This is a genomic window from Pseudomonadota bacterium (assembly GCA_013285465.1).
Taxonomy (GTDB): Bacteria; Pseudomonadota; Alphaproteobacteria; order Micavibrionales; family CSBR16-224; genus CSBR16-224.
This window is the reverse complement of record CP053449.1, coordinates 2,489,069-2,515,363: the sequence shown is the minus strand read 5'-3', so window position 1 is coordinate 2,515,363 and position 26,295 is coordinate 2,489,069. Positions and strand designations below refer to the sequence as shown.

At 50.7% G+C, this 26,295-nt stretch carries 24 protein-coding genes; 5 read left to right on the top strand and 19 right to left on the bottom strand.

What is annotated here, in order from left to right; genetic code table 11:
* Window positions 1–11: 11 nt before the first annotated feature.
* The 6 genes from HND56_12070 to HND56_12045 all read right to left on the bottom strand — a co-directional run bounded on the left by HND56_12070 (window position 12) and on the right by HND56_12045 (window position 8,449).
* Complete coding sequence (locus HND56_12070) at window positions 12–1,757, bottom strand: DUF2207 domain-containing protein (GenBank protein ID QKK06377.1); 1,746 nt, start codon at window positions 1,755–1,757, stop codon at window positions 12–14.
* Window positions 1,754–2,329: a LemA family protein gene (locus HND56_12065; protein QKK06376.1), complete on the bottom strand. Its 576-nt coding sequence runs from the start codon at window positions 2,327–2,329 to the stop codon at window positions 1,754–1,756. Before HND56_12065 ends, HND56_12070 begins: the two co-directional genes overlap by 4 nt.
* A 27-nt stretch (window positions 2,330–2,356) precedes the next feature.
* The gene (locus tag HND56_12060) at window positions 2,357–4,099 is read right to left on the bottom strand and encodes a DUF2207 domain-containing protein (protein QKK06375.1); all 1,743 of its coding nucleotides are present in this window, start codon (window positions 4,097–4,099) and stop codon (window positions 2,357–2,359) included.
* Between the two features lie 76 nt (window positions 4,100–4,175).
* Complete coding sequence (locus HND56_12055) at window positions 4,176–5,159, bottom strand: ribonucleotide-diphosphate reductase subunit beta (protein QKK06374.1); 984 nt, start codon at window positions 5,157–5,159, stop codon at window positions 4,176–4,178.
* A 65-nt stretch (window positions 5,160–5,224) separates the two neighbouring features.
* Window positions 5,225–7,069 (bottom strand): ribonucleoside-diphosphate reductase subunit alpha, encoded by a 1,845-nt coding sequence (locus HND56_12050; protein ID QKK06373.1) that lies wholly within the window; start codon window positions 7,067–7,069, stop codon window positions 5,225–5,227.
* A gap of 459 nt (window positions 7,070–7,528) precedes the next feature.
* Window positions 7,529–8,449 carry an OmpA family protein gene (locus tag HND56_12045; protein QKK06372.1) on the bottom strand — a complete coding sequence of 307 codons (921 nt, stop codon included), beginning with the start codon at window positions 8,447–8,449 and terminating at the stop codon, window positions 7,529–7,531.
* Window positions 8,450–8,646: 197 nt separating this feature from the next.
* Between HND56_12045 and HND56_12040 the strand changes: the two genes are divergently transcribed.
* Window positions 8,647–9,117, top strand: a complete 471-nt coding sequence (locus HND56_12040; protein ID QKK06371.1) for a MaoC family dehydratase — start codon at window positions 8,647–8,649, stop codon at window positions 9,115–9,117.
* A gap of 124 nt (window positions 9,118–9,241) precedes the next feature.
* A complete protein-coding gene (locus tag HND56_12035) occupies window positions 9,242–9,559 on the top strand; it encodes a multidrug efflux SMR transporter (GenBank protein QKK06370.1) in 318 nt (105 codons plus the stop codon).
* A gap of 17 nt (window positions 9,560–9,576) precedes the next feature.
* Here the strand turns inward: HND56_12035 and HND56_12030 are convergent, their stop codons facing one another.
* Genes HND56_12030 through HND56_12015 form a run of 4 tightly spaced genes read right to left on the bottom strand, consistent with a single transcriptional unit; the run spans window position 9,577 to window position 15,797 of the window.
* Entirely contained in the window at window positions 9,577–11,139 is a 1,563-nt protein-coding gene (locus HND56_12030) for a methionine--tRNA ligase (GenBank protein QKK06369.1), read from the bottom strand.
* An 11-nt stretch (window positions 11,140–11,150) separates the two neighbouring features.
* Window positions 11,151–12,215: a DNA polymerase III subunit delta' gene (locus tag HND56_12025; GenBank protein QKK06368.1), complete on the bottom strand. Its 1,065-nt coding sequence runs from the start codon at window positions 12,213–12,215 to the stop codon at window positions 11,151–11,153.
* Window positions 12,208–12,924 carry a dTMP kinase gene (tmk, locus tag HND56_12020; protein QKK06367.1) on the bottom strand — a complete coding sequence of 239 codons (717 nt, stop codon included), beginning with the start codon at window positions 12,922–12,924 and terminating at the stop codon, window positions 12,208–12,210. Before tmk ends, HND56_12025 begins: the two co-directional genes overlap by 8 nt.
* Window positions 12,921–15,797: an isoleucine--tRNA ligase gene (locus HND56_12015; protein ID QKK06366.1), complete on the bottom strand. Its 2,877-nt coding sequence runs from the start codon at window positions 15,795–15,797 to the stop codon at window positions 12,921–12,923. The genes tmk and HND56_12015 overlap by 4 nt, the downstream gene beginning before the upstream one ends.
* A gap of 184 nt (window positions 15,798–15,981) precedes the next feature.
* Between HND56_12015 and HND56_12010 the strand changes: the two genes are divergently transcribed.
* Window positions 15,982–16,428, top strand: a complete 447-nt coding sequence (locus HND56_12010; GenBank protein QKK06365.1) for a hypothetical protein — start codon at window positions 15,982–15,984, stop codon at window positions 16,426–16,428.
* A gap of 13 nt (window positions 16,429–16,441) precedes the next feature.
* Here HND56_12010 and HND56_12005 read toward each other — a convergent pair whose 3' ends face one another.
* Both HND56_12005 and HND56_12000 read right to left on the bottom strand, forming a co-directional pair.
* On the bottom strand, window positions 16,442–16,987 hold the full coding sequence (locus tag HND56_12005; GenBank protein QKK06364.1) for an AAA family ATPase: 546 nt from the start codon (window positions 16,985–16,987) through the stop codon (window positions 16,442–16,444).
* A complete protein-coding gene (locus HND56_12000; GenBank protein QKK06363.1) occupies window positions 16,984–17,463 on the bottom strand; it encodes a GNAT family N-acetyltransferase in 480 nt (159 codons plus the stop codon). The genes HND56_12005 and HND56_12000 overlap by 4 nt, the downstream gene beginning before the upstream one ends.
* A gap of 100 nt (window positions 17,464–17,563) precedes the next feature.
* On the opposite strand from HND56_12000, the gene HND56_11995 reads away from it, so the two are divergent.
* Window positions 17,564–18,307, top strand: coding sequence for an HAD family phosphatase (locus HND56_11995; GenBank protein ID QKK06362.1), 744 nt, complete (start codon window positions 17,564–17,566; stop codon window positions 18,305–18,307).
* Between the two features lie 215 nt (window positions 18,308–18,522).
* Complete coding sequence (locus HND56_11990) at window positions 18,523–19,554, top strand: alpha/beta hydrolase (GenBank protein QKK06361.1); 1,032 nt, start codon at window positions 18,523–18,525, stop codon at window positions 19,552–19,554.
* A gap of 225 nt (window positions 19,555–19,779) precedes the next feature.
* On the opposite strand, the gene HND56_11985 is transcribed toward HND56_11990, so the two are convergent.
* The 7 genes from HND56_11985 to HND56_11955 all read right to left on the bottom strand — a co-directional run bounded on the left by HND56_11985 (window position 19,780) and on the right by HND56_11955 (window position 26,245).
* Entirely contained in the window at window positions 19,780–20,670 is an 891-nt protein-coding gene (locus HND56_11985) for a DUF1738 domain-containing protein (GenBank protein ID QKK06360.1), read from the bottom strand.
* Window positions 20,671–21,148: 478 nt separating this feature from the next.
* A complete protein-coding gene (gene wecB / locus HND56_11980) occupies window positions 21,149–22,300 on the bottom strand; it encodes a UDP-N-acetylglucosamine 2-epimerase (non-hydrolyzing) (GenBank protein QKK06359.1) in 1,152 nt (383 codons plus the stop codon).
* Window positions 22,297–23,163, bottom strand: a complete 867-nt coding sequence (locus HND56_11975; GenBank protein ID QKK06358.1) for an NTP transferase domain-containing protein — start codon at window positions 23,161–23,163, stop codon at window positions 22,297–22,299. Before HND56_11975 ends, wecB begins: the two co-directional genes overlap by 4 nt.
* A gap of 8 nt (window positions 23,164–23,171) precedes the next feature.
* Window positions 23,172–23,837, bottom strand: a complete 666-nt coding sequence (locus tag HND56_11970; protein QKK06357.1) for an NUDIX domain-containing protein — start codon at window positions 23,835–23,837, stop codon at window positions 23,172–23,174.
* A complete protein-coding gene (locus tag HND56_11965) occupies window positions 23,824–24,492 on the bottom strand; it encodes a hypothetical protein (GenBank protein QKK06356.1) in 669 nt (222 codons plus the stop codon). Before HND56_11965 ends, HND56_11970 begins: the two co-directional genes overlap by 14 nt.
* Window positions 24,485–25,624, bottom strand: coding sequence for a hypothetical protein (locus HND56_11960; GenBank protein ID QKK06355.1), 1,140 nt, complete (start codon window positions 25,622–25,624; stop codon window positions 24,485–24,487). The genes HND56_11965 and HND56_11960 overlap by 8 nt, the downstream gene beginning before the upstream one ends.
* Window positions 25,625–26,245, bottom strand: a complete 621-nt coding sequence (locus HND56_11955; GenBank protein ID QKK06354.1) for an AAA family ATPase — start codon at window positions 26,243–26,245, stop codon at window positions 25,625–25,627.
* Between the last annotated feature and the right edge of the window lie 50 nt (window positions 26,246–26,295).

The window sequence follows — 26,295 nt, the reverse complement described above, 5'->3', positions numbered from 1 at the left end:
ACATGCCGTAGTTACCATCCACCGCCTGCGCCGCCGCCAAGCCCTTTTCCGACTTTCATCATGGCGGCTTTTTTCATCGCTTTGCCGGTGGTTAATTGTCCGGGCAGCTGTGCGGCGCTGGCCAGTACTTTTTGCATGGCCGTGCCAATGACGAGGCAGATTTTCGGCAGTTGCATTTTGGCCAGTTCACTGACAAACCAGTCCGGCCTGTAATCATCGTAAACCGTTTTCGGGACGGATTTCTTAAATTTTTCCGCCCAGTTTTTCTCGACACCGAAAGCAATGGCGTAAGGTAGCAGCGTTTCAAACATGCGGGGCGACATGGGCGGCGGATTGAGAAAATCCATCCGGCCGTCTTCCGCAACACTCATATACATTTTGAATCCTTCCAGACGATCCATTTTCCGGCGTCCGCGCAAGGTTGGCGCCTTCATCAGAAAATAATAGACAAGATTCAAAAACAGCAATCCGATAATCATGCTCCAACCCTGCACTAAAAGAATATGGTCATAGTACATGCCTGTAAACAGCCAGAGAGATAAAACCAGCGTAAAAAGGGTGGAGGCCAGCACGTAATTTTCATTCCCGGAAAAATAAATGCCGTTGCTTTGACGTCTCAGGCTGTTGCTGAAGCCGCTGAGAATGATGTCGAAACGCAGGTCTTTCTGGGCGCTGAACATGAAGCGGCTTGTGCGTCCCGCAAACAGGCATTTTGCCAGCACCCGTTCTGCGGCGGGAAGGCTGTTCATGCGCAGGCGCGGTTTGATAAGGTCAAGGGCGTAATGATCTTTGCCGTGGAGCGTGATTTTAATAAATCCCTTGATGGCAAGATCGGCAATTGCGGCGCAAAAGGCGCGGCGCAGCGTGTGATCCCCCGATCCCTGCCCTGCGACATAGGCGGCAAGGGCGGGAGAGAAGTTTTCAGGGGGGGCGAATTCGGGAATGATTGTGCCGCGCGGCGGATCGCGTCCGACCAGCCACCAGATGATAAAAAACAAGGGGATGCCAAATCCGGCGGCAACCAGCGCAACAAACAGCCGGAAATTTTCTTCAATATAAGCGGCAAAATTGCCGATAGCGGAGGGCGGCGAGATAAACCCTTTCGGCCATGCGATAAAAACCGTTATACCGTCCCCGGCTTTTAAAGCGGCCGTTGTCCGGAAGGTCAGGACACCGTTTTCATCTGTTGCGGCCTGGAAATTTTTTTCTTCTGCGCCGTCCCTGCCGGTGGCGGCATCATAATCCTGAAACACGGCGCCGTTCGGCGGGTGAATACGGATGACGGCCTGTCTGATCGGGAATGTCCAGCCATTGCCGGTGACGTTCCAGTGCAGATGGTCGTGCGCATCATCAAAATTCACGGCACGCCGCAGGGTGTAGGTGATGATATAGTCGTGTGTTCCGGCAGCGAGAAGACGGTCTTCCGCGCCGATGGATAAATGTTTCCCCGACCCGCGATTGCTCAGGCGGTAGCTTTCCGGCCGGCCGTCACGATAGACGCCGATCAGGCGGAAACCCAGATGACGGCGGTTGCCGTCATCATCGCGGTAACGCAGCGGAATATCACGGTAGATGCCGTGCAGAATATCCTGACCCAGAGCATGAATGCGGAGCCTGTCCGTTACAAGTAAAGAGCCGTCACTGCGGATGCGGATATCGCTTTCATAAGACAGAATGCCTTCATAGGCAAAAGCCTTGCCTGTGAAAGAAAAGACGGTCAGAAGAAACAGGAGAGATGCGGTGCGTAAATGCTTCATGCGTCTTTTTTATCCGTCTCCAGATCGACTTTCGGTGCATATTGTTCCAGCGGGTTGTCGATTTCGAAAAACTGTGCATTGCCGAATTTTCCGAGTTTGGCAACGATATTGCCGGGGAAGGAATTGGCCAGAATATTCATATCGCGCACTGTGCCGTTGTAATAACGCCGCGCGAATTGCAGCTGGTCTTCTATATCCACCAGAGAATTCTGCAATTCGCGGAAATTATTATCGGCTTTCAGTTCGGGGTAATTTTCGATGACGGCGAAAAGCTTGCCGATGGAGCTGGATAACCCGCTTTCCGCCGCATTGCGGGCTGTGAGGTCGCTGTCCTGCTGTTCGGCAACGGCTTTTGCGCGGAGTTCGGTGACGCGGGTCAATAAGCCTTCCTCGTGTTTTGCGTAGCCTTTGACGGTTTCCACAAGTGCCGGAATCAGATCGGCGCGGCGTTTCAGCTGCACGTCGATACCGCTCCAGCCCTCATTGACGCGTTGCACTTGTCCGACCAGACGGTTGAAATAATAAACCGCCGCCGCTGCAATAACTGCCGAAACAATCCAGAATACCGTCATATCTGCCTTCCTTATTTTATGCGGTTATTACCAGCCGCCACCACCGCCGCCGCCGCCGCCGCCGCCGGAAGACCCGCCGCCGGAAGACCCGCTGGCGCCGCCGACGGCCGTCCCCAGTCCGCCGGACAGACTGCTGCCCATGGATGAAGCGTTAAAATTGCCGCTGCCGCGATACCAGCGCGGATTGTAGCTGTCATAAACCTCTTTCGGGACGGCTTTTTTGAAATTGGCGGCCCATTTGTTTTCCACGCCCAGAGCGATGGCATAGGGCAGGAATTTTTCAAACAGCGCAGGGGTCATTTCCGGCGGATGCAGGAAATCAAGCCGGTCTTTTTCCGCCACTTTCATATAGAGCTTGAACCCTTCCAGATGGTCCATTTTTTTGCGCCCGCGCATGGTCGGCGCTTCCAGCAGCTGGTTATACATGAAATTGATAATGACAAAAGCGACAATCAGCGCAAAGGTTTCAGGGCGGTTTACCTGTTCCGCCCCCATGACGGCGCCGATATAAAGGCCGGAGAGCAGCGAGCCGGCGGTAAAGCATTTTTCATTGGTGATGAAATAGACATTTTCGTATTCGCGTTTAATTCTTTCCGCAAAGCCCTTCATGGCTTCTGCGAAGTCTTTATTGTATTTTTTGCTGATATGCAGCGTTTTCTTATTTTTCCCCAGAAACAGTTTGCGGATCAGATAACGTTCGCTGAAGGGCAGATCATGCAGATCGTCTTTCAGCAAGTGCAGGCGGTATTCCTTTTTCTTTTTAATCTCTTCGATTCTTAAGAAGCCTTTGACGGCCAGATTGGTGACGGCGGCGGCAAAAGCCGTATCCAGATCCATCCCCATTTCCGCGACATGATGCGCCAGCACGGGCGAGAAATTCTCGGGCGGCGCGAAGAGCGGAATAATCGTGCCTTTTTCCGGATCCTGTCCCGCGCGGATCCAGACCGTCAGATACATGACATTCAGCAGCACGAACAAGACACCGCCCAGTGCCAGCCAGAAATTGGCGCGCAGATACATACGGAATTTTTCCATTGCCGGCGGCGGGACGACGTAACCTTTCGGCCAGGCAACGGCAATTGTCAGCCCCTCACCGGGGGACAGGATTCGGGTTGCGCCGACGCCCAGCGTGTTTTTGACGGTCTTCGCCATATAATCCTGCCCCGTCTTATTGCTGCGGTATCCGGTATAGGAATGATGCTGCAGGATATCGGCACCGGCGGGGAGGTGGATTTTTGCGGAGGCGCGCTCTATATAAAAATCCCATTCCGTGCCGGTGATATTCCAGTAGAGTTCGTCAAATTCCTGAAAATGCAACAGCGCCGCCCTGACCCGGTATGTGATCTGATAACTGTGTCTGCCCGCGGAAATCAGCTTGTCCTTATGGCCGATATAAAGGCGGGTATAGCCGGAGATGGCGGTGGTGTGATGGTATTCGGGTTCTCCGTCACGCAGGACATCGGCAATTTCAAAAGACAATATATGCCGCCGCCCTTTGGCATCACGAAAGCTGCGGGGCAGGTCGCGGTAAATGCCGCGCCTGATTTTCCGTCCTGCGGCGGTGACGGTAATGTTTTCGGTAATGGTGATGCTGCTATCGGGATGTACCCAGATATCGCTGTGGAAATCATGGATGCGTTCGGTCGGCAGTTTGGTTTTCGCATAGGCGGCAGACGGAAAGCCAAACATGATGGCAAAGGCGCAAAGCGCCAGCGCAGCGCGCAGGAACGGTAATAAGGATTTTTTTGAAAATAATAGATGATGTGACAAAGAAAAACTCTCCCCCGTCATCATTATCGGAGGAGAGTTTTAAAAATGTGTTACCGAACTGTTTTTCTTTGAATTTTTATGCGGTTTGGAAAACCTTATCCTCGAAAGCCTCTTCCCAGCTGCCTTCGGTGGAGGCTTTGGAATATTCGGTGGCGCGGTTTTCAAAGAAATTGGTGTGTTCCACGCCGTTTAGAATCGCATCCATCCAGGGCAGCGGATTTTTCTCGATGTGATAGATTGCTTTCAGGCCAAGCTGCGTCAGACGGCGGTCACCGATATAGCGGATATATTGTTTCACCTCCGCTGCTTCCAGACCTTCGATGCCGCCCTGCTCGAAAGCAAGGTCGATGAAGGCGTCTTCATGCGTGACAATGGTTTTGCAGGCATCGTAAATCTGGTTTTGCAGTTTTTCTGTCCAGATTTCCGGATTTTCATCAATGAAGGTTTTAAACAGCCTGATGACCGACAGCGTGTGCAGGGTTTCATCCCGCACCGACCATGTGATGATCTGCCCCATGCCCTTCATTTTGTTAAAGCGCGGGAAATTCATCAAAATGGCGAATGAGGCAAAGAGCTGTAATCCTTCCGTGAAAGCACCGAAGACCGCCATTGTCAGGGCGATATCTTCCTTGGAATCCATATTAAAGTTCTGCATATAGTCGTATTTGTCCTTCATTTCCTTATATTTCATAAAGGCGGAATATTCGGTTTCCGGCATTCCGATGGTGTCCAAAAGGTGACTGTAAGCTGCGATATGAACGGTTTCGATGTTCGAGAACGCCGCGATCATCATCCGGATTTCCGTCGGTTTGAAGACCTGACTGTAATATTGCATATAGCAGTTATTGACCTCGACATCGGCTTGCGTGAAAAAGCGGAAAATCTGCGTCAGCAGGTTGCGCTCCGCAGCTGTCAGCTTGTTTTTCCAGTCACGCACGTCTTCGGCCAGCGGCACTTCCTCGGGCAGCCAGTGCAGACGCTGCTGCATCAGCCATGCCTCATAGGCCCATGGGTAATGGAAGGGTTTATAGACGTGATTTTCCGTCAGCAGTCTTGACATGGAATTTTGCTCCTTGTGTGTCTTATCGTTAAAAGTGATGTCGTATTGTTATTATGCAGGTCTTTTTACTGGCAGGAAAGACATTCCTCGTAATCAGGCCCGCTACTTTGCGGTGGTGCAATCGCGCCGGCTTCTTCGGCAAGCACTTCCAGCAGCCGTTCCTCGCCCTGCACGCTATGCGCCGTTTCCGCGCGCTGGATGGATTTCGAGCGGCAGTAATAGAGGCTTTTCACGCCTTTTTTCCACGCCATCCAGTGAATCTGGTGCAGATCACGTTTGTGAACATTACCGGGCAGGAAGACATTCAGCGACTGTGCCTGACAGATGAAAGGCGCACGGTCGGCGGCATGTTCGATCACCCAGCGCTGATCGAGTTCAAAAGCGGTTTTAAAGACGTCTTTTTCGTCATCGGACAGGAAGTCGAGATGCTGTACCGAGCCTTCATGGGTGAAGATATCATTCCAGACATCTTCGTTATTCATGCCTTTTTCCTCCAGAATCATTTCCAGATGGCGGTTCTTTACGGGGAAGGAACCGGACAGGGTTTTATGCGTGAAGGCATTGGCGGCAATCGGCTCGATCCCCGGCGAGGTTCCGCCGCAGATGATCGAAATTGACGCTGTCGGGGCAACGGCCATCTTGTTGGAGAAACGCTCCTCGATACCGTATTCCTTCGCATCCGGGCAGGCACCGCGTTCTTTCGCCAGTTTGATGGAAGCGGCATCGGCTTGGCTGCGGATATGTTTGAACATACGCTTGTTCCAGACTTTTGCCATCACGCCTTCAAACGGCATCATCTTGGCCTGCAGGAAGGAGTGGAAGCCCATGACGCCGAGTCCGACCGAGCGCTCGCGCATTGCGGAATATTTTGCGCGCATCATCTGGTCGGGCGCTTTTTTGATGAAATCTTCCAGCACATTGTCCAGCATGCGCATGATGTCTTCGATAAAGCGCGGGTCGTTTTCCCACTCGTCGTATTTCTCAAGATTCAGGGAGGACAGGCAGCAGACCGCCGTCCGGTTTTGTCCGTCGCTGTCGATACCCGTCGGCAGCGTGATTTCGCTGCACAGATTCGACATTTTTACTTCCAGACCGGCCATTTTATGATGGTCGGGAATGGCGCGGTTGACATGATCGATAAAGACCAGATACGGTTCGCCGGTTTCAATCCGTGCCGTCAGGATGCGGATCCACAAATCACGGGCGCGGACACGATCCTGCACGCTGTTATCTTTCGGGCTCAGTAATGCCCAGTCCTCGTCACGTTCGACTGCACGCATAAAGGCGTCGGTAATTAGAATACCGTGATGCAGGTTCAGGGCTTTCCGGTTCGGGTCACCGCCGGTCGGACGGCGCATTTCAAGGAATTCCTCGATTTCAGGGTGATGCACCGGCAGATAAGCGGCGGCAGAGCCGCGGCGCAGACTGCCCTGGCTGATCGCCAGCGTCATGGAATCCTGTACGCGGATAAAGGGAACGATGCCGGATGTTTTTCCGTTGGTGCCGACTTTTTCGCCGATGGCGCGCAGATTGCCCCAATAAGAGCCGATGCCGCCGCCGCGCGAGGCAAGCCAGACATTTTCATTCCACAAATCGACAATGCCGTGCAGGCTGTCATCGCATTCATTCAGAAAGCAGGAGATCGGCAAGCCGCGGTCAAGGCCGCCATTGCTCAGGATAGGGGTGGCGGGCATGAACCATAATTTGGATGCATAGTCGTAAAGACGCTGCGCATGGGCGGAATCATCACCGTAATAAGTCGCAACACGTGCAAAAAGATCCTGAAAATCTTCGCCGGGCATCAGATAACGGTCTTCCAGCGTCGCCTTGCCGAATTCCGTCAAAAATTCGTCACGGCTGCGGTCGACCTTAACGGTTGTTCCCTTCTCAATCTGGGCAATATCAAACATGAGGCACGTCTCCCTTTCTATCTTCGTCACGGCTATCGTCTTCTTCTTTTTTTCTTTTTTGGAATTATCCACAAGGGACTACATAATTCTGTGGATAACTTCGATGTTGTTACTATGTGTAGTAACTGTCTGACTATAAGCATACCAGATATTGTGCCTCCGTCTACGTACCAAATACTAAAAAATCATTAAAAAATGCAAATTTTTTTCTTGACGAAAAACTTATGCAAGCATTTCAAGCACTCACCGAAACTTATTTCCCGAAAGTAAAATTGCATAACGGATTTCAATGGTGATTACTGAAAATTTCCTTATATATCATTTTACCATAGCGGGGTAAAAATGACGTTTACGCGGGAAAAATATAAAAATTTTTACAGGAAAAAACGTGCAAAAATGAAAAAGGCGCCTCGAAATACCGAAGCGCCTTTTCCAAAATTTCAGATCAATCGGGTAATATTATTCCAGACTGATTTGTGCGCGGCGGTTTGCCGGTTCACGCACATTGTCGGCTGTTTTAACCAAGAGGTCTTTTTCACCGCTTGATTCGACAGAGACCATGGTCGGGTCAATGCCGCGTGCAACCAGCGCATCACGGATGGCTTCGGCACGTTTCTTGGACAATTTGTCGTTATAGCGGTCACTACCCGAGCTATCGGTGTGGCCGTTGATTTTGATTTTATTGACGTCGTCACGGCTCATAACCTCTTTGACGATGGCGTCGATAACATCCGTTGCGCTATCTGTGATATCGCTCTTATCCCAGTCAAAGAAGACGAGGAACAAAGCCTGTTCCAGCGGAACCGGTGTGCGAACCGGCTCTTCCGCAACCGTCACAGGTGCAGGTGCGGGCTCGACATAAGGCTCGGGCTCGACCAGCGACTGCAATTCGCGCAGAGCGTTGTAAAATTCGTTGCGGCAATGGGTGACTTCCGTCTGCCAGTCTTCTTCCTGCTCTTCCACCCAGCAGTCGAAACGTGCCTGTGCGGTGGCTGCCAGCTGTGCCGCGATATCACGGCCGCCGTTTTCAAGAACGTCAACCAGCTGTGCGCGGGCGGAGCTCATTTCGACGATATGCGGACGATCCAGATCCCAGTCATCCAGAACTTCGGGCATGACGGTTTCACCTGCGGCCGTTGCCAGACCTTTGCGGGCGAAATGCAGCGAATCAGCATGATCATATTCGGTGAATTCCTGATTTGCGTAATCGCGGTATTCGCCGGTCAGATGCTTTGTGAAAGGCGATCCGATTGCCTGGGCGTTGTTCAGGGCTTCGAGCTCGTTGCCGACCTTGATGGTCGAGAAACCCGGCATGCCGCCTGAACATGCTGCAAGCAGCAGAACCGCGGTAACGGAAAGCAGTTTGTGTAACCTCGTCATGTTATACTCCTTGTAAGAAAACTCTTTTTAGGACTTCAGTTTGTTCCAAATGGGGCCAAGATAGAAATATTTAGCGTAATTTTTCCATACCCTCATGTTTTTAAAGCCTTATCTGATAAATTGCAACAGCTAAAATATTCTTATATGATGCGTCAAACATGCAAAGAAGGCAGGAAAATCAAGGAAAGAACGCGGATATGGAACAGGTTGAAAATAAAAACACGGATTATTATTATCTGGATGATTTTAAAGCGGGGCAGATTTTTACGGCAGGTCCCGTCGATGTGTCACGCGCGGCGATCAAGGAATATGCCGCGCAATATGACCCGCAATTTTTCCATCTGGATGAGGAGGCGGCAAAGGACTCCGTTTTTGGCACATTGGTTGCCAGCGGCTGGCATACCGCCAGCCTGTCGATGCGTCTTTTTACCATGGCCTGCCCGAACATCTACGGCGGCATGATCGGGCGGACGATTGAAAATCTCAGCTGGCCGCGCCCCGTTTATCCCGATGACAAATTGACGGTGGAATGTCTGGTCAAAGATGTGACACCGTCAAAATCGAAACCGCATCTGGGTGTTGTCAAAATGCTGAACACCACCAAAAACCAGAACGGCGATCCGGTGCAGACCGCGGATATTGTGATGTTTGTGCCTGTGAAATCCTGAGCGATAATTAATTGTTCAAACGCATCATTTGCGCTAGCGTATTTTCTTTAAAAGGGGGACGACCTCCCCCGTTTTGGGCAGCCATTTTCAGGACGACCTGATCTTGTTGAATGATGGAGGGGTTATGTCCTGGTTCTATCTTATTATTGCCGGTATTCTTGAGGTTGTCTGGGCTTATGCGATGAAGCAGTCCTACGGTTTCAGCCGGCCTATGCCGACATTTATTACATTGGTGACAATGCTGGGCAGTTTCACGCTGCTGGCGATGGCAATGCGCAGTATTCCGCTGGGCACGGCTTATACGATCTGGACGGGAATTGGAGCTGTCGGCGCTTTCCTTGTCGGGATCGCTTTACTGGCCGAGCCTGTGAATATTGTGAGAATCCTTGCGGCTGTTCTTATTGTGTCGGGGCTTGTTCTGATGAAAATATCAAGCGCCTGATTTACTTTATGATGCTGTTACGCGGCTTCGGTCTCTTCGACATAGCGCGGGAACACGCCCTGCGGGGTCGGGAGTTCCGTGCCTGTTTTCAGCGCGTGATCTGCGCCGATAAAGGCGAAGCTGCGTTCATTTTCAGACAGCGCGAGCAGGTCGAGAAGTTTCGCCGTGCTTTCCGGCATCACCGGCTGCAGCAGAATACCGATATTGCGCACGGTTTCAGCAACAACATAAAGCACGGTTGCCATCCGCGCGGGGTCGGTCTTTTTTAATGTCCATGGCGCCTGCGCGTCAATATAGGCATTGGCATCATTCAATACACGCCAGACCGTTTCCAGCGCTTTGTGGAACATTTGTCCGTCAAGCTCCTTGCGCAGTGCATCCAGTAATTCCGTGCCGCAGGCTTTCAGCAGAGCGGTGTCTTCGTCTGTGAAAGCGCCTGCTGCGGGGATTTTACCGTCGCAGTTTTTGGCGATCATCGACAGGCTGCGCTGGGCGAGATTGCCGAGATTATTGGCAAGATCGCTGTTCATGCGTCCGACCATCGCATCATGGGAAAAATCACCGTCATTGCCGAACGGCACTTCACGCAGGATGAAATAACGCAGCTGATCCAGCCCGTATTTTTCCACCGCTTCGGCGGGGACGATGACATTGCCGACGGATTTCGACATTTTCTTGCCTTCCGCCGTCCACCAGCCATGGGCAAAAATACGCTTGGGCAATTCAATACCTGCAGACATTAAAAAGGCCGGCCAGTAAACCGCGTGAAAACGCAGAATATCCTTGCCGACCATATGCAGATCGGCAGGCCAGAATTTTTGAAAATCCTCTGCCGCTGTATCGGGATAGCCGAGGGCGCTGATATAATTGGTCAGCGCGTCAACCCAGACATACATGACATGTTTCTCATCACCGGGGACTTTCACACCCCAGTCAAAGGTTGTGCGGCTGATCGACAAATCGCGCAGCCCGCCTTTGACAAAACTGACGACTTCATTCCGGCGGGAGGGCGGCAGAATAAAATCGGGATTGGCGTCATAGAAAGCCAGCAGTTTCTCCTCCCATGCCGAGAGCTTAAAGAAATAGCTTTCCTCTTCCGTCCATTCGCAAGGGCTGCCGAAGGGGCTGAGTTTTTCACCGTTTTCGTCCTCGGTGATTTCATCTTCACTGTAAAAGGCCTCGTCACGCACCGAATACCAGCCGGCATATTTATCCAGATAGATATCGCCGTTATCCTGCATTTTTTGCCAGATCGCCTGCGCGGCTTTTTTATGTGCGGGGTCGGTGGTGCGGATGAACCGGTCATTGGAAATATTCATCAACGCGCCCATTTCGCGGAAATTGACGGAAACGCGGTCGGTCAGCTCCTGCGGGGTGATCCCCTGTTTTTCTGCGGTCTGGTAAATTTTTAACCCGTGTTCATCCGTGCCGGTCAGAAATTTGACATCATATCCGTCCAGCCGTTTGAAACGCGCCAGCACGTCACAGGCCACAGTCGTATAGGCGTGCCCCAGATGCGGCTTGTCATTGACGTAATAGATCGGCGTGGTGATGTAATAGCTTTTTTTATTATCGGTCATTCTTTACACCCCTAGCTGCGGATAAGATCGAAAATTCTCAGACAGGCTGTCTGCCGGTCAAGATTAGCATAGTCGCAGGATTCATAACAGGCTTTCACATCTTCCCATATTTTGAACCATTTTTGCGGCGCTTTCTGTGTGAAACCCGTTTCCGCATCGACCAGTGTTTGCTTGGCGGCGCGGGACAGAATTTTCAGCAAAATCTCCATAAACAGCGGAAAGCGGTCTTTTTTTGCCGCCAGTTCCGCCGCCAGCTTATGCGCATCGGCCTCGGAGAAACCGGAAAGCAGGGACAGAATATCCTGATAGATTTCCGCGCCGCCTGTTTCATGTAATGATAAGGCCTCGCCGATACTGCCATCAGCCAGCGCCAGCAGGCCGGATTTTTCTTCCTTGGACAGATCGGGCAGGGCGCGGTCAAGCAGGCATTCCATATCCGCATCAGACAGGCCGGTCAGCGGCAGCATACGGCAGCGCGAATGCACGGTCGGCAGAAAGCGGCCGGGGGCGGTGGTAACAAGGATAATAACGGTCTTGGCAGGCGGTTCTTCCAGCGTTTTCAGCAGCGCGTTTTGCGCATCAAGGCGCATATCTTCCGCGCCGTCGATCAGCACGACACGCCATCCTTTTTCCGACGGGGTATGGGACAGGAAGTCACGGGTAATGCGTGCCTCGCTAACGCCGATAAAGGGGTTGGCGCGTTTTGTGTTTTTAATACTGTCGATATCCGTCGGCCGGATGTAGAAAAGATTGGGGTGGCTGCCTGCCGCGACCAGTTTCGCGGCGCGGTCTTCCGCATCAACCGCCAGCGATTCAGCGGGAGCGGCATCACCGAATAAGCCGCTGGCATCTTCCTCCGCCTTGCCTGCCAGCAGGTAACGCGCCAGCCGGAAAGCCAGCGTTGCTTTACCGATACCTTTCGGCCCCGCGATCATCAGCGCATGGGGAAGGCGGCCCGCGGCAATCTCCTTTGCCAGCAATTTTTCGGCCTTATCATGCCCAAGCAACAGCATATTCGCCTGCGGCGGGGGCAGGCTGTTATCTTCTTCGGGCAGATCAAAAGCGAGATTATCCATTATGCCGTTTTTCACCATTCTGTGCCGTGTTTTGCGGAAGGGCGGATAGCGGGAATTTTTCCATGAAGTATTTGCGGATTTCCGCCTGCACATTATCAACAGGCTGCGCCGCATCAATCAAACAGCACCGCGCCGGATCGGCTTTGGCGATGTCCAGAAAGCCGTTGCGCAGACGGGTATGGAATGCCAGCCCCATGCGTTCATAACGGTCTTCGGTTTTTTCCGCCGTATCATCCGTATCCTGCAGCTGTTTACCGCTGCGCTTCAAACCTTCTTCGGGATCTATATCCAGAATAAAGGTCAGGGCAGGCATGAAATCACCGGCGATTTCGCGGTAGATGCGCTGCAGCTGTGCTTGCTCAAGCCCCATACCGTAACCCTGAAAAGCATAGGTGGAATCGACAAAACGGTCGGAGATGACCCATTGTCCTTTTTCAAGAGCGGGCAGAATTTTTTTGACCAGATGTTCGCGCCGTGCGGCAGAGAGCAGCAGCACTTCGGTCAACGGGTCCCAGTTACCGCCGCCGCGCTGGACAAGCAGGGCGCGGATTTTTTCGGCCTCTTCCGTGCCGCCCGGCTCCCGCGTGCAAAACACGTCAACACCGTATTCTTCAGCAAGAAAAGCGGTGAAAAGCTTGATCTGGGTTGTTTTACCGGTGCCGTCGCCGCCTTCGAAAGTTATGAACCGGCCGTTTGCCTTTGTCGTCATGCTGCCAGCTTCTCTTTTTTCACGGCTTCGGCGCAGCGGCTGCAAATGGCGGGATGTTCGTTATCGCTGCCGACATCCTGCGTATATTTCCAGCAACGGGCGCATTTTTCACCATCGGCGCGGCGAATTTCCACGCCGATACCGCGCACATCTTCCAATGTGAAAACGTAAGGCGGTACTTTGGAAATAACGATTTCGATATCCGAGGTAATGCAGATATCGGCAAAATGCACATGGCGCAGCATATCGGCGAGTTTTTCATCTTCGACATAAAGTTTCGGCGCGGCTTCAAGCGAGGAACGGATTTCCTTCTCCGCACGTTTCACTTCCATGGCGCCGGTGACAACACGGCGGGCGCTCTGGATTTGCTGCCATTTTTCCGCCAATGCAGGTTTTTGCCATTCTTCGTCAACATCGGGGAATTCACGCAGATGCAGGCTGTTTTCAAAACCGTCAAGCGGCTCACCGATGCGGGACAGCCATGCTTCCTCTGCTGTAAAGCTGAGGATGGGGGCAATCCAATGCACCAGATGCATGAAGACCTTATCCAGCACGGTTTGTGCGGCGCGGCGTTTCAGGCTGTTTTTCGCGTTACAGTAAAGATTGTCTTTGCTGATATCGAAATAAAAGGCCGATAAATCCTTGGCGCAGAAATTATGCAGCGTGGAGACCATGCGCTGGAAATCGAAATTGTCGATATGAGTGCGGATTTCCGCATCGATTTCATAAAGGCGATGCAGCACCCAGCGTTCCAGCTCCGGCAATTCGCCGTAATCAACCGTGTTTTCCGCTTTAAAGTCGAACAGATTGCCGAGCAGATAACAGAATGTGCCGCGGATACGGCGGTAAATATCGGTGTGGCCTTGCAGGATATTCTGGCCGATGCGGATATCATCGGTATAATCCGACCCCGCGACCCAGAGCCGTACGATATCGGCACCGTATTCTGAAGACAAATCCAGCGGCGACATGCCGTTACTGCCGGATTTCGACATTTTATAGCCTTTTTCATCCAGAATGAAACCATGCGTCAGCACGGCTTTGTAAGGGGCGACACCGTTGGTGCCGCAGGAAACCAGCAGCGATGACTGGAACCAGCCGCGATGCTGATCCGATCCTTCCAGATACAGATCGGCAGGCCAGTGCTGGTCGTCACGTTCTTTTAAGACAAAGCTTTGCGTCGATCCGGATTCAAACCAGACATCAATAATGTCATAGACAGGCTCCCACTCGTCTTTGTTATAGCCGTTGCCCAGAAAGTCCTGCGGGTCATGGGTGAACCATGCATCCGAACCTTCCTGTTCAAAGATATTGATGATGCGGTCAAGCACGGCTTCGTCTTTTAACAGCGCACCGTCTTTCTTATTGACGAAAATCGCAATCGGCACGCCCCATGCGCGCTGGCGGCTGATGCACCAGTCGCCGCGGCCTTCGACCATGGCGGCAATACGGTTTTCTCCGCGTTCGGGAACCCAGCGGGTTTTGGCGATTTCATGCAGGGCGCGCTCACGCAGGCTTTTACCTTCCGCATCTTTGTCATCAATGGAAATAAACCATTGCGGCGTGTTGCGGAAGATCACCGGCGCTTTCGAGCGCCATGAATGCGGATAGCTGTGGCGGATTTGCGCCTTGGCAACCAGATTGCCCGCCTCGTTGATGGCTTCGGTGACCAGCTTGTTGGCAGGGCCTTTGCGGCCGTCTTCCAGATAGACCGGCATGCCAGCAAACAGCGGTACGCTCTCGGCATAAGTACCATCACCATTGACGGTCTGCGGCACGGCGATATTGTTTTTCATGCCGAGCTTATAGTCATCCTCACCATGACCGGGGGCGATATGGACAAAGCCCGTTCCCGCATCGGTGGTAACAAAATCCGCTTCCAGTACCGGCACATCGAAATCATAGCCTTTTTCGTGCAGCGTGTGATGACAGATTGCGCCTGCAAAATCCGCGCCCTTACCGCTCCAGAAGACGTTATGGGCGGTAATGCCTGCGGCCTCCAGCGTGGCATCCAGCAATTCTTTGGCTACCAGCAATTTATCAGTTTTTTGCGCGGTGCTGTCTTCGGCAACATCATCAACGGTGACGCCGACATAATCCATTTCCGCCCCGTAAGCGACGGCGCGGTTGCCCGGCAATGTCCAGGGCGTGGTGGTCCAGATCACGATATTTGCGTCTTCCAGCCCTGCGGGTGCACCGGATTTAAACGGGAATTTTACCCAGACCGTATCGGAAGTGTGATCGCGGTATTCGATCTCGGCCTCGGCCAGTGCGGTTTGTTCCGGCACCGACCACATTACGGGCTTGCTGCCCTGATAGAGCTTATTGTTCAGCAGGAATTTGTGGATTTCCTTGGTAATCAGCGCTTCGGAGCGCTTTTCCATGGTTTTATAAGGTTTGTCCCAATCACCCCAAATACCGAGGCGCTTGAATTCGCTTGTTTGCACATCCATCCAGTGTTGCGCGAAATCGCGGCATTCCTGACGGAAAACCTCCGGCGGCACATCTTCTTTGCGTTTGCCTGCGGCGCGGTATTTTTCCTCGATTTTCCATTCGATCGGCAGGCCGTGGCAGTCAAAACCCGGCACCAGCGGTGCGTCATAGCCCAGCATTTGCCAGCTACGCACGACAACATCCTTCAACACGGTCGAAAGCGCGTGACCCATATGGATATGGCCGTTTGCAAAGGGCGGGCCCATATGCAGGATTTTTTTCGCACGGGTTTTTGATGCTTCGCGCTGTTTTTTATAGAGGTCGATTTCCTCCCAGCGTTTTACGATCACAGGCTCTTTTTTTGACAGCCCGCCGCGGCGTGAAAATTCAGTCTGCGGAAGATGGATGGTCGTTCCGTAATCCGGCTCTTGTTCCGACATGATGTGAATCAATCCTTTTTTGGTAAATTGCGACTCTACAAAAATAGGCGGAATACCGCGCCCGCGCAAGTATAAATACGGGTGCGGAGTTGCAAGAATTTTAATTTTATGTAAATATATTCGGAAGGCGGGTGAGTCGCCCGTTTTGGGCGGAATTTTGATTTTTAAAAGGGTGTAAAAAATTATGGCGTATCATCTTTGGTATTCGGAAAAATCGGCGGATATGCATGCCGGTAAAACGGAAGAAAAACACTGGAACGGCGGGCAGGCATGGACGGATATCGGCTATGCCATTGCGGCGGACAGGGACGGCAATCTGATCCAGTATATGGATGCAGGTGACCGTGTCTCTCCGGCAGTGCAGGGGCATGACCGTCATGCCTATATTGTGGCAATCGGTCTTGAAAAAGAGGATTTCCGCGTGCTGGTTAACCGCAAGGGCGAGATTAATGAAGCGCTGGCGGCGGAGCTGGATATCAAGCCTGAGCTTGAGGTGATTAAATCGCTGACTGTGAATTTTTATGAGCCTTTGCCCACAAGGCCGGTGAATCCGGTGAACCCGATGAAAAATTATGCTGATGACGGTGCGCCGCAGGAATTTACCTTTCAACGTCCCAAACGCGGCTTATAATAAAAAGCGCGTTTTAGGGGCGTTTCAGCCCCCAGCTGTCATAAAGCCTGTTCAGCTCCTTCATTGATTTGACGGAGATGAAGGGCAGGTCGGGATGAGCGGCAATATGTTCGCGGTATTTTTCGCAGTTTTTCGGATAGCGCGTTAAGGTGTAATGGATCAGGTCAAAACTGAATTCACGCGTGGCGTTATCCAGCCGCCCATAGCGTTTCTCCGGTCCTGCGAAACAGCGTTTCAAATAGCGCCAGATGCAGCCCGCCAGCGGCGGATCAATCCAGATAATGCCTGTGGCGCGGTCAAGTCTGTCGGCCATGGCGGCGGAATAATTGCCGTCAATCACCCAGCCGTCTTCGGCGATAATGCGGGCGTGATCTTCCAGAAAATCCTCCAGCGGGCGGGTTTGCCAATCCGTGCCGGGAATGTGACGAATCTGGTCAAGATGCACGGCAGGCACGCCGATCTTCGCTCCCAGAATATGGGCGAGCGTCGATTTGCCGCTATTGGACGGGCCGATAATGCAGATGCGCCGCCCCATCTGTGTAAGAGGTGGAAATGTCATGATTGCGCCTTTTTTCCGATCTGAAAACAGTAGATATTCTCTGTTTTCATGGTGTTCCCGAAATCACCTGTGTCGCCTGTTTTAACAAAAGGGATGCCGTTCTTAACGGCGCTGCGTTTCATAAGGCGTTGTGATGCGTCATTGCCGGGGACAATCGTCGTGACCACATCCTTTGCGCCTTTTGTATCCGCCTGTTGCAGAAAGGCTGTGACCAATGCGCAGCCGATGCCTTTTTTGCGGTGGGTATCTTCAACGGCAATTTGCCACAGAAACGCCGTATTGTTTTCCGCCATACGTCCGAAAACATAGCCGAGAACGTGTTCATCGCTTTTTGCCACCAGAAAAAAATCGGGGTCAAAATAGTGACTTTGCCAAAGCGTGTAAACCGTGTGGGTGTCGATTGTGTCTGTTTGGGTCATCAATTCCGTGATCTGTGCGGCATCTGCGGTGGATGCGGGAGCAATCTGATAGGACATATGTCTTCTCCGACCAAGCTTGACAAATATTATGAAAAATGTTACAAAGGATGCTTGATATTTCTTAACAGGAAGACTTGAAAAAACAAAGGAAAATCCGATGGCGATCAAGGCGGTTCTTTGGGATGTGGATGGCACGCTGGTGGATACCGAGCCGCTGCATCTGGCGAAATTTGCGGGTGTGGCAAAAAATAACGGTATCACGCTGTCGGAGGACGAGCTGGAGGCCATGCGTGGTGTGGCCGATAAAAGCGTCTGGAAATATTTGAAAGCGTCGAAGGGGCTGAAAATCTCCCTCGATGATTTTTACGACGAATGTTACGATTATTATATGGCGCATCCGGAAGAGATCGTGCCGCGCGAGGGCGCGAAGGAAGCTTTCAATCATTTTGCCTCAAAAGAGATTCCGCAAGCCGCGGTATCAAGCGGTATTCGCATTGCGGTGGATCACAGCCTGTCGCAATCGGGCGTCGATGATCAAATGCTGTTTTCGCTCAGCGCCGATGATGTCGGCGAAACAAAACCGCATCCGCTGCCTTATATGTCGGGCAAGGCGGTGATGTGTTACGGGCTGGATTGGGATAATGACGCAACCGATCCGGCGGATTTTGTCGCGGTGGAAGACAGCCCCGCAGGGGTGATGGCTGCAAAACTGGCGGGGATGACGACGATTTTCTGGCCGCAACATGCGGGCAAGACCAGCAAATATGCCGATTATACGGTGGAAACGCCCGCGGAATTAATGGAACTGGTGAAATCCCTGACATCCGGTGCGGCAAAACCTGATCTAAAAACGGAAGAAAAGCGCGATCCGCCGCCGAAACCTTATCGTCCGAAATGGTAAAATAATTTCTGATCTGTTATTTTTTTAAAATTCTGTGCAGGATTTTTGCTGCGCCGTGCGTATTACTTTCAGAGCAAGCGAAGACTTAAAATGTAATATGACGGAGCGAAGACAATGCGACTGAAACCTGTTGTGACCGGATTAATGTTCGGATTCTATATTCTTTTGACAATGACGCGTTTCTAGGGGGACGCGATTTTAACGGCGGGAAGAAAATGACAAAGAAACGGACTGTTTTTCAAGCTTTTCTGGCGGCATCTTTGGTCTGCCTGTTTGCTGTTTCTACAGCACGGGCGGATATCGAAGATAATCTGAAATATAATTTCAAGGCAAAGCTGAAAGACAAAATCGCCGAAAAGGTGCTGGACAGCGATTACGCGAAAAAAAGCTGCCGCGAAAAAAGCGAGGCGCTGACATGGCTGACCGCGCGGAAAAAGCGCGGCGGCAAGGACGGGCCGGAACCCTCTATAAAAGATGTGTCATACGGTCATCACTGGCGGCAGCGTTATGATGTGTTTCTGCCGCAAAAGAAAGTGCTGAAAAAAGCGCCCGTCATCGTCATGGTGCATGGCGGCGGCTGGTGTATCGGTGACAAGGCAATGGGCGCGGGTATGCAGAACAAGGTTGCGCGCTGGTCGGCAAAGGGTTTTGTGCTGGTTTCCGTCAATTACCGCATGTTGCCCGATAATGCGCCTGTCACACGGCAAGCCGAAGATGTGGCAAAAGCAATCGCCCATATACAGGAAAACGCCCGCGACTGGGGCGGGGACAAAGACCGCGTGATCGTGATGGGGCATTCGGCAGGGGCGCATCTGGTTTCTCTGATCGGGGCATCACCCGAAAACTGGAAAAAAACGGAGGTTGCACCGTGGTTGATGACGATCTCGCTGGATTCCGGCACATTGAACACGATTGATACGATGCGCAAAAACAAGCTGTTGCTGTTTGACGAAGCCTTCGGCACCAGCCCGTCCTATTGGCGCGAAACCTCGCCCTATCATCAAATGAGCCGTAAAACCATCCCGTGGCTGGGGGTCTGTGCCGCAAACCGTGACGAACCCTGCCCGCAGGCGGTGGAATATGCGGAAAAAGCGCAGAAATACGGCGTAAAGGCGGCGGTGCTTTCCGTCAATATGGGGCATGGCGCAATTAATAAAACGCTGGGGCAAAAAGGCGATTATACCGCCAATGTCGAATTATTTATGGCGGGGATTGATCCTGTGGTGGCGCAGCTTTTGGGGCGGTGACACCCTCTCCGTCATTCCCGCGCAATGCGTAATGCATTATAGCGCGTTGAAAATAAAAGAATAAAATAGCACATTTTCATCTGTGTAGATGTTGTGCAGATTTTTCTTTTATTTTTGAGGAAATTTCTTCTTTAAATATGGCCTAATTTTTGACATTTGTCCATGTGATTTTGTCGATAGGGGCTGTTCTGTTCATGAAGAAAAATTGAAGCAGTTGGAGACGGCCTAAGCCGCCTCCTGTTGCGTTTGAGGTTGCAGGGCTTTCAGAAAGTCTGCTGCTTTCGCTGCCTGACTTGCGGCGGTGAAGATCGCTTTCTTGTCGGCTTTGAGGACTGTCAGCCAGTTCTCAAGATATGCTGCGTGGTCTTTTCTCGGTTCTACTGTGATACCGAGATCGGCACAGAGGAATGCTGCACTCAGTTCCGCGACCAGTTCTTCCACCGCATAGGCATTATCGCCGAAGCGTTTGCCGAATGTTCTGTCCAGACGGTGCTTTGCACCTGTCCAGTGTGACAGTTCATGCAGCAGCGTGGAGTAATAGGCTTCTGTTGCTGTGCTGGTCTTTGATCCGAGAAAGCGGCTTTGCTCGGGCATCGTGATGCTGTCATCTGCCGGACGGTAAAAGGCGCTGTTGCCGGTATGCTTGATTGTTGCATTGGTGTGTTTGACGAACTGCTCGACATTATCGATAGTTTCGACCGGTTCCGGTGTGGGTGCTGGCGGCGCTTGATAGCCATCGACCTGATCGGCGTTAAAGACGTAAGAGGCTCTGGCGATATATCTTGTTTCAAGCTCACCATCGGTGTTTTCGATCTCGTCTGTTTTGTAGAAGATGACGAGAGAGGATTTTTCGCCTTTGCGGACTTGGCAGTCTTTCTCTTTCCATTGCTTATAGGTTCCCCATGTTCCGGTGCTGAAGCCTTGTGCTTGGGCTGATACCCAGAGGTTCAGGATATTGATGCCGCGATAGTGATTGCCGGTGTTGATGTTGTTCGGGCGGTTGAGGCCTGATCCGGCTTGATGCCAGGGCATTTGCCAGTCGCCTGCGCCTTTCTCGATGGCGGTGATGATGTTCTGCGTTACCCGGCTGTAAATATCTGAATGTTGTTTTGTCATTGTCTTCTTACCTTTGCTTGGCGTTTGTTGGCCGCGACCGCCGCGGCCGTCTCATGGCAACCGATAGACGGCAGGCCAAGCCAAAGGCGCACTCCAAAGGAGCCGCAACAAAGTGAAGGACGCGTAAAAGCGGGCTGTTTCTTGTTTTCCGCGAGGAAGGCACAGCCGGGGAAGAAACCGCTAGCTGAGCGTTGCGCCGCAGGGCGCATGCCGTCAGGTTCGCACATAAGAGACGACCGCGCCGGTCAGCGGCGATAGGCAAGCTTTAGAAAGGGAGAAGAGACAAATGACTGGCATTTAGAAGATATACAGGGTGACGGAAAATGACCTCAAACAGCTGTCTCTAGCTCAGGCATTACGGGGACACAATAAAAGAAGCGCAGATCCTGACCGAGCAATGGCGGTATCTATACAAACACATCCGCCGCCTTCCTTTAAACCGCACAAGCTGATAAATTATAACTCTAAAACTGGACACCTAAACGGGGGTTGACACAGGGTGAAATTCCTCGCTCGTGGACAGAAATAAATGATGGCCACGTTTCCAGTTACGCAACGCTTTGACAATTCGATCACAAGCAACCCCATCACCAAAGATACATGCGCTTGATATTTTCGCAGAAACTTGAATATCGATTTCTGCAAGAAATCGACAGGTGTGGTCCACGATGTCCGTTGATCTGTAACCAACAACCTTGACAAGCTGACTTTCTAAAATTTCTGTACGTTCAGTTTCGTTTCTTAAAATAACAAGCGGCTTACTGAAATAAGAAGCTTCTTCCTGTATTCCACCTGAATCCGTTAAGATAACATCTGCGTCTTTTAGGAGATTTATAAATTGCGAATATTCTAGGGGTTCGATCATCCTTATACGCGGATGCGTCTTGTCTCTCAGCAAAAAAAACGACCTTTGCTCTTTCCTTTTGTGCAGAATAAAAACTATATCGGGCTGTGACTGATCATCTGCTATGCGGCACATAGCATCATAAATGCCTAATAAATCACTATCCGACTTCTCTCTGCGATGGCATGTAACCAGAACCATCTTTCCCTGTTTGGGACCATTATCCCCGGGAAACGTTTTCTCTATATACTGAACGGCATCAATAAGAGTGTTACCCGTCACGGCTATTCGGCCTTCTTCAATACCAGAACGCATAAGGTTACTTTTAGCAAGAAAAGTCGGTGCAAAATGGATATCTGCTATTCTTGATATAAGGCGGCGGTTTACTTCTTCGGGATACGGAGTATTTTTGTTTCCCGTTGTGAGGCCTGCTTCTACGTGTCCGACGGGAGTTTGGACATAAAATGCTGCCAAAGCCGCAGAAAGTGCTGTAGTCGTATCCCCATGCACAAGGACAATATCCGGCCTCTCTTTTTCAAGTACAGACGCTATCGCGGGTATCATACGTCCAGTCAGGCTGTGCAAATCGTCATTATCACGCATGACGGCCAAATCAACATCGGGGGCAATGCCAAAGCACTCCAATCCGTGTCCCAACAAATCTCTATGCTGCCCCGTTGAAATGACAATGGCCTCAAAACCGCTTTCTTTCTGTTGCATGCGCAGGACAAGCGGAGCCATTTTGATGGCATCCGGGCGTGTTCCGATAAGGACGGCTACTTTCATTTTCGCCACCCGGCCTTAAAGTACCAGCCTAGGAAAGATGCCCAATTCCCTATATCTGTCCAAGTCGTTGATAAGGGAACTATTCCGATTTTTTCCAGCTTCTGCATAACAAGGGTTGTAATGGGAACAGAAGGAAGTACCTTGTAAAGCACGGGGTTGAATATCAGAAACAAATCAGATTTAACTGCCTGACGAACAGTTTCCTTACAACGCCGCGCAAAATCTCTATCTCCCTCAACTGCTTTCCCCAGCAAGAAACTCGCTGTCGTGACAAATACACCGCAATCCCAGAAAGGGTGAAGGCCTTTTTCTTTCATCTGACCAAATACACCCAAAGAAGGGCGGGCGACAAAAAACGCTTCCGATGTATCCGCACTTCCAAAGTAGTATCCATATTGGCTGTTATACTTTTCAGGGTTAACCACAAGGGAAACGAATGCCTTTTCTTCGGTAAGCCTGACAGCTTCCGCTAGATGACGACAGACAGTACTGCTATCCCCAAAAACATGGTCGCATGGCATGAAACAGGTCGGGATCTTGCTCCCATAGACCATTTCAATATACGCCGCCACACCAATAAGGGCGGGGGCCGTGTTACGGTTGCAGGGTTGTATCAGGATATCATCCGGCACAAAGTCAACTTCTCGACATTGCTTCAAAAGCAAGCCTTTTGTGTGATCATTACCAAGTACGACAAAACGTACATCGAACCTTTCACGTAATTTCTGTGCACGTTGAACAGTTTGCTGAAAAAAGCTATATTTGCCAGTTTTTAAGAATTGCTTGGGACGTTTTGTCGTGGATAAAGGCCAAAGCCTTGTTCCATCACCTCCAGCCTGAATGACAACAACAACACTGGTCATTTCAAAAATCACCAATAGATGAAACTGGGATCTTCACCCTGAAAATAGCGATGTGCCGCAACAAACAAGCGGATCATGAATTCATCTGTCTTGAGATAAGCCGGAACAAAGTCTTCCATGGTTATCGTCATGTCGACGACTTCTTTACCTTCAGGCTTTTCAGGGTTAACGAAGCAACCTTCCACTTTCAATTCAGCGATTTCCCCGCGCATGAGCTTGATGCCTTCGATCAACGGAACCTCCACGATGCCACGCACTTCGGTATCTGTGTATTTAAACTCGGTAATCTTGGTTTTCGTGGGCAGCAGAAAAATGTGCTGAAATTCGTTGTTATCGTAGTCTTCGGCAAGGATAACAGATGTTTGACGCTGCCCTAGTGAAACAAGCTGCTCAAAAGGCACTTTGAGGCCTATTTCTTCCTCCATTTCTCTCACGCCTGCTTCTATGCTTTCTCCCGCTTCATAGTGACCGCCGACAGTAACATCCATGTGATCCGGCCTGTCGAACGAGTAGCGCCCGGGTGTTTTCTTTTGAAGAAATGCTGTTTTATTGTCGGTATTGATGACGAGACAGGTAAAGACTCTATGCCATAAGCCTTTGGCATGAGCTTCTTTCTTCTCAACCGTATAGCCCGCAGGTTCGTTTCTGTCTGTGTAAACGTCAATCAGTGCCATCTTCTCTCTCGTTATCTTTATGAAGTTGTTTTAGTTTTTCTTGTATTTTATGGTCAATTCTAGATATATCAAGGGCTAAGTTATGGACTTCTTTCTCGTACTCAGTATAAATGGAAAGAAATTCTCTCGCTGATTTTTCCATAGTGGCAAACTCGGCGGCTATGTCCGCATTACATCTATCAACAAGCGCTAACAAACAGGCTGCAATATCTGAAAGCGTTTTTGAAAAGAACCCTTCTTCTCCGCCATAACTTGCGTGCCGCGCTTGTGGAAAGCGTTTACCGCTAATCCGCAGAGACGATTCAAGAAGCTGGAGTCCTCCCTGCACAATGGATTTCAAGAGTTGATCTTCCGAAGCGGTATTCATCTCGCTTGCCCTCAGACGTACTTTACGCCAATCCATTGGGAAGAGATACGACAGCACAAGCACTTGCAAGAGAACATCGGCGGCTTCATCTCCAAGGTGAGAAAGGTTGCGGCCTTTTTCATCCATCAAGGAATTCTTGCCAGTTGCCTGAACCAGATGCCCTGTCTGGATACACAACTCGGAAACAATATCCTGCAAATTCCAAGAGCAAACGGATGTATCCTGAAAAGCGTTATGCAACGCTTTTGCACTATATAAAAATCCGTCTATAGCTTTTTCTTCAATCATCCTCGACCACGAAAGGTTTTTCTCCCGCTATGGAAGCACCCCAATAATAACCACGGTCGAACTTTGTTTCAATGACAGCGTTCAATTGCTCGCGCAACGTTGCAATTGCGGCAGTATCCACCTTTAGCCCCGTTAAGCGCACAACCGGTGTCTGATCATGTGATACATCAACATTTCTCTCATCTGCATCTATTTTTAACCGTGCAAGAAAGTTGATAACATCAGCCTTATTTATATTTCTTTTCGCATAGAATGCCCTGCATTTTTCGCGCTGAAAAGGAGGGCATTTGTTATGATCGGTGCAGACGTTGCTACCCCAGAACGCATTTTTATCTTCACGTCCAAGAACGTAATTAAGAGCGCAGCTATTTGACTGATAAACAGGTAATCCCAGCCGAGCTGCAATCTCATAGGTTTTTTCCAGCGCGTTTTTCGGCCAGACGCATTCGGCTTTGACAGCTTCGTCCATACGTTCTTGCACTTGTGGCCAGAAAGGAATTTGTTCCTGCATTTCTTTATACAGTTTCAATCCTGTGATAACAGATGCCTTTGCGTATTGAGATACATATTCGCCAACCGCTGTTAAAACATCCAGCGTACTATTCTGCGGCAACAAAGGCCGCCAATAGTGGATAACTGGTAGCCCGATATCTTTGAAAAACGGAAACGCTGCTCTGTTCTTTTCTGCAATCACACCACGTTCAATCTTGTTATTCAATCCCGAATAGCTGATGTAGGGAATAACCGGAATACTCTGCGCCATCATTTTTTCGAGCGTCGGGATAATGGCTTTTGACGGACAACATTTAGTGACGAAGCAGACCGGATTTTTTAACTCTGCTCTGATAAACTCGTCCAAAGCCTCTTTAAGCTTCTGCTCAACAAACGGTGTTGCAAACGGGTCGGTACTGGTAAAGAAGCAGATGGGGGTTTCAGGCGTATAGTGTTTATTTTGCACAAGAAGACGTATAGCTTCACTTGGAGAGCATACCTCCTGTGGCGCAACCCCTGTTTGCCCTATCGGCGTCAGAAAGCAATATGCGCAGCTTTTGGGGCATCCTTGGATACTGTTGACGACAATCCAGGAAGCGTGACGCAGAATCGGCGGCTGTATGGATAATGGGGTCGCCATTTAAACTTCCGGGTTACGAGGTTTTGCGGTATTCGGCTTTTTCTTTGGTGAATTTTTATAATCCTCAATATGCTTCTTGATGAGTTCAGCGGTCTCTTTCACGCTTAAATCCGAGGTATCAATCACGATGTCCGCATCTTTTTCCAGCCGTTTTTGTATGGCTTCTCTGACTTTATGCTCTTTCGAAAGTGTCAATTCATGCGGCGTTTGTTCTCCACGTGCCGCAAGCCGGGTCTGGCGAACACTTTCCCTGACCTTCAGAATGATAACTAAGTCCGGCTTGGCAAGGTTGAGGTCTGCCGGATCAATGTTCGGGAACTCTCCAGCCTTAATCGCTTTTTTGTTAAAAATTTTAGCATAGTGACTATGAGAGGGCGTATACCTGTCCAGCAGAACGGTTTTCCCCTTTTTCAAAAACTCCTTGGCCGTGTCGGACATATGACGCAGAAAAGCAAGATTAAGAAGGCGATTTACAGCAGAAGTATGTTTCGGTGCAGAACGCACAATCTGTCGCATATCTTTGACTTCAGAGGCGATATTGATCCAGCCCTGCTCATTTGCAAGCAGCTCTATCACCGAAGTCTTTCCAACCCCGTCTAATCCGTCTATTGCAATCAGCATAACTTCTCCAATCAATAGCCGTCCATATGATACATAATATTTATTAATAC